Below are 11,441 nucleotides of genomic sequence, written 5' to 3' on the forward strand. Positions count from 1 at the left end.
CACACCACTGTTCCGCGAGGTGTTTTGGCATGAATATGCCAAAATCCCGAGACATACAAGCCAAAATTCCATTGCCGCAGGCAATCTGGAATGAATTTTGGCTATGTTACTGTGAACGGAATGAACAGTAACATACTATTTTTATCTGAGCATACTGCAGTATAATTTTATCGTTTATTAAAAATTACATCATTCCCATTCCCGGGTTAGCAGCCGGTGCAGGTGTGTCTTCTTTGATAATTGCAACAGCAGATTCTGTTGTAAGTAATGTAGACGCAACGCTTGTAGCATTCTGAAGAGCACTTCTTGTAACCTTTGCAGGATCAAGGATACCTTCGCTTACCATATCTACATATCTTTCGTTCAAAGCATCAAAGCCGATTCCCGGTTCGGATTCTCTTACTTTGTTGATGATTACGGAACCTTCAAGTCCTGCATTTGCAGAAATACGGAACAGAGGAGCTTCCAGAGCTTTCAGGATGATATTTGCACCTGTCTTCTCGTCACCTTCCAGAGTTGCTGCAAGTTTTGCAACTTCTTTGGATGCGTGGATGTAAGCAGATCCGCCACCTGCGATGATACCTTCTTCTACTGCTGCTCTTGTAGCTGCAAGAGCATCTTCCAGACGAAGCTTAGCTTCTTTCATTTCTGTCTCAGTGGAAGCACCAACACGGATAACAGCTACGCCGCCAGCCAGTTTTGCAAGTCTTTCCTGTAATTTTTCTTTATCAAATTCAGATTTTGTTTCTTCAATCTGTCCACGGATCTGAGCAACACGGTTTGCGATTGCATCTTTGTCACCCATACCGTCAACGATAACTGTGTTCTCTTTTGCAACTTTAACAGATTTTGCACGTCCTAACTGCTCCATAGTTGCGTCTTTCAGTTCCAGACCAACTTCTTCGGAGATTACCTGGCCGCCTGTAAGGATTGCGATATCCTGAAGCATTTCTTTTCTTCTGTCACCATATCCCGGAGCTTTGACAGCTACTACCTGGAAGGTTCCTCTTAATTTGTTTACGATCAGAGTTGTAAGAGCTTCACCCTCTACATCTTCAGCAATGATAAGAAGTTTCGCACCAACTTTTACGATCTGCTCCAGTAATGGAAGGATTTCCTGGATGTTGCTGATCTTCTTGTCTGTGATCAGGATATATGGATCTTCCAGATTTGCTTCCATTTTTTCCATATCTGTTGACATATATGCGGATACATATCCACGATCGAACTGCATACCTTCTACAAGGTCAAGTTCTGTGTGCATTGTCTTGGATTCTTCTACTGTGATAACGCCATCTTTGGAAACTTTTTCCATAGCATCTGCTACTAACTGTCCAACAGTCTCATCGCTTGCGGAAATAGATGCAACGTTTGCGATCTGTTTCTTGCCGCTGATTGTCTGGCTCATGTTCTTGATTGCTTCTACAGCTACATCTGTAGCTTTCTTCATTCCTTTTCTGAGGATGATCGGGTTAGCGCCTGCTGCCAGGTTTCTCATTCCTTCGTGAACCATAGCCTGTGCAAGAACAGTAGCTGTTGTTGTACCATCACCTGCTACATCGTTTGTTTTGGAAGCAACTTCTTTGATCAGCTGTGCGCCCATGTTTTCAAATCCATCTTCCAGTTCAATTTCTTTTGCGATTGTAACACCGTCGTTTGTAATAAGCGGAGCACCGTATGGTTTGTCAAGAACTACGTTTCTTCCTTTCGGTCCTAATGTTACTCTTACTGTATCAGCTAATTTATTTACACCAGCTTCAAGAGCTGCTCTGGCTTCTGCGCCGAATTTAATTTCTTTTGCCATGATAATATGACCTCCTGATTCAAATTTTGATCTCTATGAATTTTTTCTGATACTTAGCCGGTATTTCATGTTACATCCTGTAAATATTATCTTATAAGTATCTTCATTTATGTTTTCTATTTTGATATTGCTTATTTAACAATTGCAAGAATATCATTCTGTTTTACGATAATGTATTCTGTGCCATCCATCTTTACTTCTGTTCCTGAATATTTGGAGTAGATAACTTTATCACCTACAGCTACTTCCATTTTTACTTCTTTGCCGTCAACAACTCCGCCAGGTCCTACAGCTACAACTTCTGCCTGCTGTGGTTTCTCCTGTGCCTGTCCCGGAAGAACGATTCCGGATTTTGTTGTTTCTTCTGCTTCAACCTGTTTTAATACAACTCTGTCACCTAAAGGTACTAATGTCATGATCTATATCCTCCTTTATTCTCCAACTAAAGCTTTCCTGTTACCGTACTCTTTTCGTTATCGCAAAATATCCGGTAACTATTTCGGCACTCTGTCTGATTCTGCCGATTTTTGCTAGCACTCATTTACTTCGAGTGCTAATCACTGTCCTTATATTATTGAAAATGAGTCGATTTCGCAAGTGCTTTTATCATTATAAAATAATCTATATTCTCTTTTTTACTTATATATACTCTTTTTTTCTTTTGTTTTCTTAATTTACAAATAATTTTGTCATAACAAGTCCGGAGAGCTTTATTATGTTATAAGCATATTACGGAGTAATTTTCTTTAACATAAAATAAAAAGACCGTCCACCATACAGCAGACAGCCTTCTTGCATTCATTATTTATGGAAGCTTCTATATCAGGATTTCTTATTTCTCTGAGCTTTAATCTCTTCCAGTTCATCAAAGATGACTTCATTCAGCACTTTAATGTAGGTTCCTTTCATACCGGAAGATCTGGATTCGATCACACCGGCACTTTCAAACTTCCTCAAAGCGTTTACGATAACAGATCTGGTGATTCCCACGCGGTCTGCGATCTTACTTGCAACCAGGATTCCCTCATCTCCGTCAAGTTCATCAAAAATATGGATGATCGCCTCCAGTTCGGAGAAAGATAAAGTATTAAACGCAGATTTCACTACCTGCTGCTTTCTGTCCTCCTCAGCATTCTCTTCATGAACCGCTCTCATCATCTCAAGCCCTACAACGGTTGTTCCATATTCACTGACAATAATATCTTCAATGTCATATGGTTTCTCATAACGATACATAAATACAGTACCCAGTCGTTCCCCTGCAATATCTATCGGATTAATGATTCCCTGATAACTGCTTGATACATGTTCAAATCCCAGTGTCTGAAGATTTACATTCTCTTTTGTTGACAGGACACCCAGAAATCTCTCGTTTAACAGGGAATCTACATATCCGCCAACCTTGTCCTCGATCAGTTCAGTGATCTCCTCTACTCCCGGGCATAAACTGACACCCAGAACCTTTCCTTTTTTACTGAGAACCAGAATGTTGGAACTCAGTGTCTCCATCAGAACCTGACAGATGTCATTAAATACCACTTTGCTGGAACTGCTGTTATGCAGAAGTTTATTAATTTTTCTTGTTCTATCCAGCAGCTGAACACTCATATTGTCCTCCTTTCACCCTGTACATATCCGAAATCTTTCTGTCATTATTTCATAAATGAGCAGTCACTTTCTTTTGCTCGCAAGGAAGATTCAGACACACATGGTCATTAACATTACTGATACTTTGATTTTACACGTTTTAAAGTCAAATTACAAGACAAATTTTACTATTTTTTTATTTATTTTTGCTTTTCTGAAAATAGATTCCTTTTATAATATTATTCAATAAATATCATCATCAAAAGTTCAAAGGATTGAAGACAAAAAGTCAGAAAGTCACTGACTGTAAGACAAAAAACGGAACTGTTGCATTAATGAAATTCATTTTCAACTGCTGCAACAGTCCCATTTATAACATTTACAATCCGTTATTATTCTTTCTCGTCCTTTGCCTCTACATATCCACATGTCTCCTGGCTGCAGACAAGCTTATTCCCCTTTTCCACCATATAGCTTCCACATTTCGGGCATTTCTTTGCTGATGGCTTCTGCCAGGACATGAAATCACAATCCGGATTATCCTCACACCCGTAGTACTTACGTCCTTTTTTGGTTTTCTTAAGCACAATCTCTTTTCCACATTTCGGACATGCCACCCCGATCTTCTCAAAATATGGTTTGGTATTTTTGCATTCCGGAAATCCCGGACATGCAAGGAATCGTCCATGAGGACCATATTTGATCACCATATGTCTGCCACAGTTTTCGCAGATCACATCTGTCACTTCATCCTGAATATCAACCTTTTCAAGTTCTTCCTCTGCAGCATCTACATCCTTCTTCAGATCCGGATAGAAGTTGCTTACTACTGTCTTCCACTTTACAGTTCCTGCTGCCACACAGTCCAGAAGCCCTTCCATAGTCGCAGTGAAGTTTACATCTACAATACTCGGGAAAGCCTGTTTCATAATATTATTGACAACTTCCCCCAACTCTGTAACATACAAGTTCTTCTGTTCTTTTGCAACATAACGGCGGCTGATGATCGTTGTGATCGTCGGCGCATAGGTACTTGGACGTCCGATCCCCAGTTCTTCCATAGTCTTGACCAGAGATGCCTCTGTATAATGTGCAGGCGGCTGCGTGAAATGCTGTTCTGGTTTCAGTTCCTTAAGACTAAGCTTCATTCCTCTTTCAAGACTCTGATTCAGAACATTTCCTTTTTTCTGGTCCTCTTCATCTGTGTATACAGACATAAATCCGTCAAATATGATCTTGGAGGCAGAGACTGTAAAAATATACTGGTCTGCACCAATCTTTACAGATGTTGTTTCGTATTTTGCAGGAGCCATTCTGCTGGCCGCAAAACGTCTCCAGATAAGCTGATACAGTCTGAACTGATCTCTTGAAAGAGATTCCTTCAGTACAGCCGGTGTACGGCTGATGTCTGTAGGACGGATCGCTTCGTGAGCATCCTGGATCTTCTGTCCCTTTTTCACAGCTTTCTCAGACTTTGAAACATAATCCTCTCCGTACTGAGCAGTGATATATTCTCTTGCAGCAGCATCTGCTTCCTCCGAGATTCGGGTGGAATCTGTACGCAGATAAGAAATCACACCTACCGTTCCATTTCCTTTGATATCAATTCCTTCATACAGCTGCTGTGCCAGACGCATTGTCTTCTGTGTGGAAAAGTTTAAGGTCTTGGCTGCTTCCTGCTGTAAGGTACTTGTAGTAAAGGGAAGCGGTGCATTCTTGATCCTCTCGCCTTTCTTTACTTCATTGATCTCATATTCTTTATCTTTCAGAGAGGCCAGAAGTTTATCCATTTCCTCTTTGCTGTGGATATCCATCTTTTTATCTGTTCCATAAAACTTCGCCTGCAACGGTTTCTTCTCACCCTTCACCTGAAAATCTCCCTCCAGGCTCCAGTATTCTTCCGGAATAAACGCATTGATCTCATCTTCTCTGTCACAGATGATACGAAGCGCAACAGACTGTACGCGCCCCGCACTTAAGCCTCTCTTGACTTTTGCCCAGAGAAGCGGGCTGATGGTATAACCTACCATACGGTCAAGCATACGTCTTGCCTGCTGTGCATCTACCAGATCCATATCCAGGTCTCTGGCCTGTTTGATTGATGATTTTACTGCTGTCTTGGTAATCTCGTTAAAGGTAATCCTGTGCATCTTCTTCGGATCTTCTTTTAATGCCTGCATCAGATGCCAGGAAATTGCCTCTCCCTCGCGGTCAGGGTCAGTTGCAAGATAAATCTTATCTGCTTTCTTTGCAGCCTTGCGAAGCTTTGCAAGCAGTTCTCCCTTTCCTCTGATCGTTATATATTTGGGTTCAAAATCATGCTCAACATCAATTCCGAACTGACTCTTCGGGAAATCACGGACATGTCCGTTAGAAGCTTCCACATCGTAATTCGCACCGAGAAATTTCTTTATTGTTTTCACTTTTGCAGGTGATTCTACTATCACCAGATATTTCGCCATGCTACCTCTCCTAGTCGTAATCTGTTATTCTTCACAGTGTCCCTGAACGGGCACATTGCCTGACAGCGATATTGTTACATATGAAAATCGCCCTGCGCCGCAGAAACGTGAAGCACAATAATCATAAATCGTCAACTGTCTTTTACATAATAATGTCTCCCGCTCTCTCTTATGAGCCCCCGCAGTGTCAGTTCCACAAGACAGTTGCTTACCTGTGCCGGGGAAAAGCCTGTTTTTCTCACAATGTAGTCGGGATTTTTTGGTCGTAAATCGAGACAACTATACACCATATTCAAATCTCTTGCAAGTCCCAAGTTGTTTTTTTCACCGTTTTGTGTTACTTTTTCCATCGAAATTCCAAGTTCTTCCAGCATAATTTCCGGACAGTATGCAATCCCTGCGCCGTCGTAGATCAGCTTATGGCAGCCTCTGCTGAGTTCATCTGTCACTGCCCCCGGAATCGCATAGACCATCTTTCCCTGTTCCAGTGCAAATCCCGCAGTGATCAGCGAACCGCTGTTTTCTTTTGCTTCCACTACCAGAACCGCGTCTGACAAAGCACTGATGATCCGGTTTCGCGCCGGGAAATGCCAGGAAACAGGTCCTGAACCCAGTGGACATTCACTGATGATCCCGCCATTTTCCCATAAGATCCTCTCATAGAGTTTTCTGTTAGATTTCGGATAGCATACATCAACACCACTTCCAAGCACCGCAAATGTAGGCATCTTTCCTTCCAGTGCGCCTTTATGTCCTTCTGAATCAATGCCAAGTGCCATACCGCTGATAATCTGGACTCCAGCTACACTTAACGCTTTCGCATACCGGAATGCCTGCATCCTTCCATAAGGACTGCACATTCTGGCACCGATCACTGCCACCGTTCTTCTCTTAGGATCAGGAAGTCTGCCTTTTACATAAAGCTTTGCCGGCATGGAGGAATACTGCTTCATTATCTGAGGATATTCCGGATCTGATTTCTCAATACATCGTATCTGACCTGTACTGTATTCTTCTGTATGATTATTTTTCACATCAGTTCTTTCCATATAAAATACCTCACTGACCTTTATTTTATGACAGAATCTTTGTCAAATGCCCTGTACGAAAGTGCTTCTCCGATATGATGACCGGCAATCATTTCTTCCCCTTCCATATCCGCAATTGTTCTGGCTACCTTCAGGATCCTGTGATAGGATCTGGCACTGAATGCGATTTTTTCAAAAGCTCTTGCCAGAAGTCGGGATGCGCTGTCTGTAAGAGGGCAGAATTTATCGATCAGACTGCTCTTCAGCTGCCCGTTAAAATTTATTTTCTCATCTTTATACCGTTCTTCCTGGATCTTCTGTACTTTTTCCACTCTTTTTCTGATAGCAGCGGAATTTTCTCCCTTTCTTCCACAGTGAAGCTGTGAAAAAGAAACCGGCGGTACCTCAGTGCTGATATCAATTCTGTCCAGAAGAGGGCGACTGATCTTTCCCATATAATGTGTGATCTCACCTGCTGTACAGGTGCATCTGTTTAAATCCGGATAATAACCGCAGGGACAGGGATTCATCGCTGCACATAACATAAAATCCGCCGGAAAGTTATAAGTTCCGCTTGCTCTGGCTATCTGGATCACTTTATCCTCCATGGGCTGTCGCAGAAGTTCCAGACTTGCTCTGGAAAATTCCGGCATTTCATCCAGAAAGAGTACACCTTTATGCGCAAGAGTGATTTCGCCGGGTCTGGGATTACGCCCGCCTCCTGCAATTGCCTGCGGAGTACTTGTATGATGAGGGCTGCGAAATGGTCGCTCATCGATCAGAGGATGTTCTCTTGAAAGAAGTCCTGCAATACTGTAAATTCTGGTAAGCTCCAGCTTTTCTTCAAAACCAAGCCCAGGCATGATCGTCGGCAGTCTTCTGGCAAGCATGGTTTTGCCCGTTCCCGGAGGTCCGATAAGGAGAAGATTGTGAAATCCGCTTACTGCAATTTCCGCCGCTCTTTTTGCTCCTTCCTGTCCTTCAATGTCTGAAAAATCCATTCCCATATCTGTATTTATAATAGAAGGAATTTCTTCCTGTATTTCCCTCTTCAGATAGGGTTCCGGATTCTTAAGACACTCGACCAGTTCCCATAAATTTTTTACTCCTGCTACCGGCACATCCCTGATCAGTCTTCCTTCTTTCAGATTCTCATAGGGAACTACGCAAAAACGACTGCCCAAACTTCTTGCACACAACACAATCGGCAGGATTCCGGATATCCCATGGATTTCTCCGTCCAGACCGATCTCCCCTGCCATCATAACTCTGCTGACAACCTGAGGGCTGATCATCTCAAAAGCAGCCAACACTGCTGCTGCCACCGGTACATCAAAACCGGCGCCCTCTTTCTTCATGTCTGCAGGAGCAAAATTGACGGTAATTCTCTTTGGTGGAAACTGATAACCATTATTCTTGAGTGCTGTGCGTACCCGTTCCTGCGCTTCCTTTACCTGCGCAGAAGGAAATCCTACCATGATAAAGGAAGGAAGTCCGTTACTTACATCAGCTTCTACCTGCACAGGGCATACTTCCACCCCAAAAATTGCAGCTGATAATACACTTGCAAACAAATATAAACTCCTTTCTTCCGGCATAAATCTCCCCCGATATTTATGCTCACCAAAAAATATATAACAATTCGTTACTGTTCACTCCGTTCACAGTAACGTAGCCAAAATTCATTCCAGATTGCCTGCGGCAATGGAATTTTGGCTTGTATGTCTCGCCAAACAGCGGACGACTGAATAGTTACATCACTTAAATTGTATTGGAAATTATTTCAGAAATCAGATTAGAAAAAAGATTATTTTTATAATAGACCATTTTGCTCTGTTTTGCAACCGTTCATTTTGTTCTGTTTTATACTTTTTTCAGTACATAATCTGCGAAGGCTTTTCACAGATCATGTTTGGGAGTACACTACAAAACAGAGAGGTGAACTATATGAAATTTCAGCGTATTCAGGATTTACGTACAGATGCTGACATGTCACAGAAACAGCTCAGCGAAATTCTTCACATCAGCCAGCGTTCCTACTCTCACTATGAGACAGGTTCACGCAATATCCCGGTTGAAATGCTTATCAGACTGGCAAATTATTACGATATAAGTGTTGATTATCTGGTAGGACGCACTGATAAAAAAGAGATGAATAAATAAGTAAAATCACTTTTTTTAATATAAAAGGATTCCTGTAACTGTTTATGTTACTGAATCCTTTTATATTTTTTGTATCTTTTATTCTTTTATCATAACAGTATCCACAGAAGGATGGACTTTTGCACCCTCCGCTTTTGTTTTTGTCTTAATATTCACATAAAGACGACCATTATCAAAGGTAAGATAACCCTTTGCTACATTTCCCAGCGAGTCTGTAAACGAGAATCTGGTTGCGTTTCCTGCTACGGATTTCTTTACTTTTGCCTTACAGGAAGCTGTCTTTTTCTTATTTGTCTGCCAATAAGTGAATGTAACCGACTTCTGACTGAGTTTCTTAATTTTGATCTTAACCCTGCCATTCTCACTGCGCCAGGTTCCCAGATAGTCCTCCGGGTTAAAAACATATGCCCTTTCCAGTACAGGTGTTGGTGTTACCGTAGGAATCGGCGTTGGGGTAGGTGTGGGTGTAGCTGCAGGTGTCGGTGTTACAGTGGGAACTCTTTCCAGTGCCGCGATTGCTTCTGCTTTTCTCTGTTCTCTGTCCACGTTCTTTCTGTGTTGGAGCAGCAGAGTATCTGCCAGCATAAGCAGGATAAACAGGATAATTACAATTATCAGAAGTTTTATAAGTCTTTTTTTCTTTTTATTCCGTTTCTGTTTCCCATTGTTTGTTATCGACAAATCTGCATCTCCTCTTCTGTTTCTTGTTCGTTACTTATTCTTTTCCATCCCAGCAATAGGTACAGAGTTTACATGGTGAAATTCCAATGGAAGCTTTCAGATCATCAAGTCTGTGGAATTTCAGTGATGTGAAATTCAGCTCCTTACGGATTTCTTCCAGCATTTCTTTATAATTTGTTGAATTTGGATCTGCATAGTCTGCCAGGACTTTATCACTGACATTCTCTCCCTCGCGTTTGGCGATCACACGTCTTGTGATCAGATCCATCTCTGATTTTGAACGTGAGAAATTCAAATATTTGCATCCATAAAGTAAAGGCGGACACGCAGGACGGATATGTACTTCTTTTGCACCATTTCTGTAAAGAAATTCCGTCGTTTCTCTTAACTGTGTTCCACGTACAATAGAATCATCGATCATCAGAAGACTCTTATCCTTGATCAGGCGATGTACAGGAATCAGCTTCATTCTTGCGATAAGATTTCTCTGACTCTGCTGTGTAGGCATAAATGATCTTGGCCAGGTTGGTGTATATTTGATAAACGGACGAGCAAAAGGCACACCGGACTGGTTCGCATATCCGATTGCATGGGCAATACCGGAATCCGGAACACCGGCTACAATATCGGGATTTACTTCTCCCCTGTCTCTCCTGGCCAGCATATCACCGCAATGATAACGCATTTCTTCTACATTCACACCCTCGTATGCCGAAGTAGGATATCCGTAATATACCCAGAGGAAAGAACAGATTCGCATCTCTTCCCCTGGTTTCTGCAGGGTTTCCACACCGTCCGGAGTCACAGCAACAATTTCTCCGGGGCCCAGTTCTTTCAGGTCTTCATATCCAAGATTCAGGTATGCAAAGCTCTCAAAAGATACACAACAGGCATCTTCTTTCTTTCCCACGATCAGTGGAGTCCTTCCCAGACGGTCACGTGCTGCCAGAATCCCCTTTGGTGTCAGGATCAGCATGGTCATGGAACCTTCTATCACTTCCTGCGCATAACGGATTCCCTCAATCATGTTGTCTTTCTGATTGATCAGTGCAGCTACCATTTCTGTGGGATTTACGCTTCCTCCACTCATTTCCAGAAAATGAGTGCATCCGTTTTTAAAACAGTTGGCAATCAGTTCATCCATGTTATTGATCTTTCCAACTGTGGTAATTGCAAAGTTGCCAAGATGAGAGCGCACCAGAAGAGGCTGAGGTTCATTATCTGAAATACATCCGATTCCCAGATTTCCCTCCATCTCACCAATGTCACCATCAAATTTGGTCCTGAACGGCGCATTTTCAATGTTATGAATCACGCGGTCAAAACCACGTTTCTTATCATACACTGCCATTCCGCCTCTGCGTGTTCCCAGATGGGAATGATAATCAATTCCGAAGAAAAGGTCCAGAATGCAACTGGACTTTGATGCTACTCCAAAAATTCCACCCATTATCGTATTCTCCTTTTGTTCATCATCTTCAGGCAACTTTTATCATAATCCTCTTCGATAATCCATTTAAAAAGATTACTATAGCCCGTTTCATAACGTTTTCCTTCACTATAACAGTTCTTATCCTGCCAAATTGCTGTAAAAACAGTTATATCACACAACACTCCCATTATATAGAATGAAAATTTAGAAGTAAAGAGTTTTAATCTTATTTCGTTACTGTTCACTCCGTTCACAGTAACGTAGCCAAAATTCATTCCAGATTG

Annotated in this window: 10 protein-coding genes; 1 reads left to right on the forward strand and 9 read right to left on the reverse strand. The window is 42.0% G+C overall.

Annotation, left to right across the window (positions count from 1 at the left end; all coding sequences use genetic code 11):
• Positions 1-184: 184 nt before the first annotated feature.
• The 6 genes from groL to LJE09_RS11045 all read right to left on the reverse strand — a co-directional run bounded on the left by groL (position 185) and on the right by LJE09_RS11045 (position 8,479).
• The gene (gene groL / locus LJE09_RS11020; RefSeq protein WP_025579650.1) at positions 185-1,804 is read right to left on the reverse strand and encodes a chaperonin GroEL; all 1,620 of its coding nucleotides are present in this window, start codon (positions 1,802-1,804) and stop codon (positions 185-187) included.
• Positions 1,805-1,935: 131 nt separating this feature from the next.
• Positions 1,936-2,220 carry a co-chaperone GroES gene (gene groES / locus LJE09_RS11025; RefSeq protein ID WP_008705701.1) on the reverse strand — a complete coding sequence of 95 codons (285 nt, stop codon included), beginning with the start codon at positions 2,218-2,220 and terminating at the stop codon, positions 1,936-1,938.
• A gap of 406 nt (positions 2,221-2,626) precedes the next feature.
• Positions 2,627-3,412 (reverse strand): GTP-sensing pleiotropic transcriptional regulator CodY, encoded by a 786-nt coding sequence (gene codY, locus LJE09_RS11030; RefSeq protein ID WP_008705703.1) that lies wholly within the window; start codon positions 3,410-3,412, stop codon positions 2,627-2,629.
• Between the two features lie 371 nt (positions 3,413-3,783).
• Positions 3,784-5,853 (reverse strand): type I DNA topoisomerase, encoded by a 2,070-nt coding sequence (gene topA / locus LJE09_RS11035; RefSeq protein ID WP_008705704.1) that lies wholly within the window; start codon positions 5,851-5,853, stop codon positions 3,784-3,786.
• 131 nt (positions 5,854-5,984) lie between these two features.
• Positions 5,985-6,902 (reverse strand): DNA-processing protein DprA, encoded by a 918-nt coding sequence (gene dprA, locus LJE09_RS11040; RefSeq protein ID WP_062807261.1) that lies wholly within the window; start codon positions 6,900-6,902, stop codon positions 5,985-5,987.
• Between the two features lie 20 nt (positions 6,903-6,922).
• Positions 6,923-8,479 (reverse strand): YifB family Mg chelatase-like AAA ATPase, encoded by a 1,557-nt coding sequence (locus tag LJE09_RS11045; RefSeq protein WP_227311325.1) that lies wholly within the window; start codon positions 8,477-8,479, stop codon positions 6,923-6,925.
• A 349-nt stretch (positions 8,480-8,828) separates the two neighbouring features.
• Here LJE09_RS11045 and LJE09_RS11050 point away from each other — a divergent pair, with 349 nt between their 5' ends.
• Positions 8,829-9,044 carry a helix-turn-helix domain-containing protein gene (locus tag LJE09_RS11050; protein WP_020993399.1) on the forward strand — a complete coding sequence of 72 codons (216 nt, stop codon included), beginning with the start codon at positions 8,829-8,831 and terminating at the stop codon, positions 9,042-9,044.
• Positions 9,045-9,122: 78 nt separating this feature from the next.
• Here LJE09_RS11050 and LJE09_RS11055 read toward each other — a convergent pair whose 3' ends face one another.
• The 3 genes from LJE09_RS11055 to LJE09_RS11065 all read right to left on the reverse strand — a co-directional run.
• The gene (locus LJE09_RS11055) at positions 9,123-9,725 is read right to left on the reverse strand and encodes a hypothetical protein (protein WP_008705708.1); all 603 of its coding nucleotides are present in this window, start codon (positions 9,723-9,725) and stop codon (positions 9,123-9,125) included.
• Positions 9,726-9,759: 34 nt separating this feature from the next.
• Positions 9,760-11,175: an amidophosphoribosyltransferase gene (locus LJE09_RS11060; protein ID WP_008705709.1), complete on the reverse strand. Its 1,416-nt coding sequence runs from the start codon at positions 11,173-11,175 to the stop codon at positions 9,760-9,762.
• Positions 11,175-11,441: hypothetical protein (locus LJE09_RS11065; RefSeq protein ID WP_207718644.1), on the reverse strand; the 267-nt coding region annotated here is incomplete at its 5' end. The genes LJE09_RS11065 and LJE09_RS11060, both read right to left, overlap by 1 nt.

The sequence above is a fragment of the Blautia sp. DFI.3.45 genome, assembly GCF_020593505.1.
Classification (GTDB): Bacteria; Bacillota; Clostridia; order Lachnospirales; family Lachnospiraceae; genus Blautia_A; species Blautia_A wexlerae.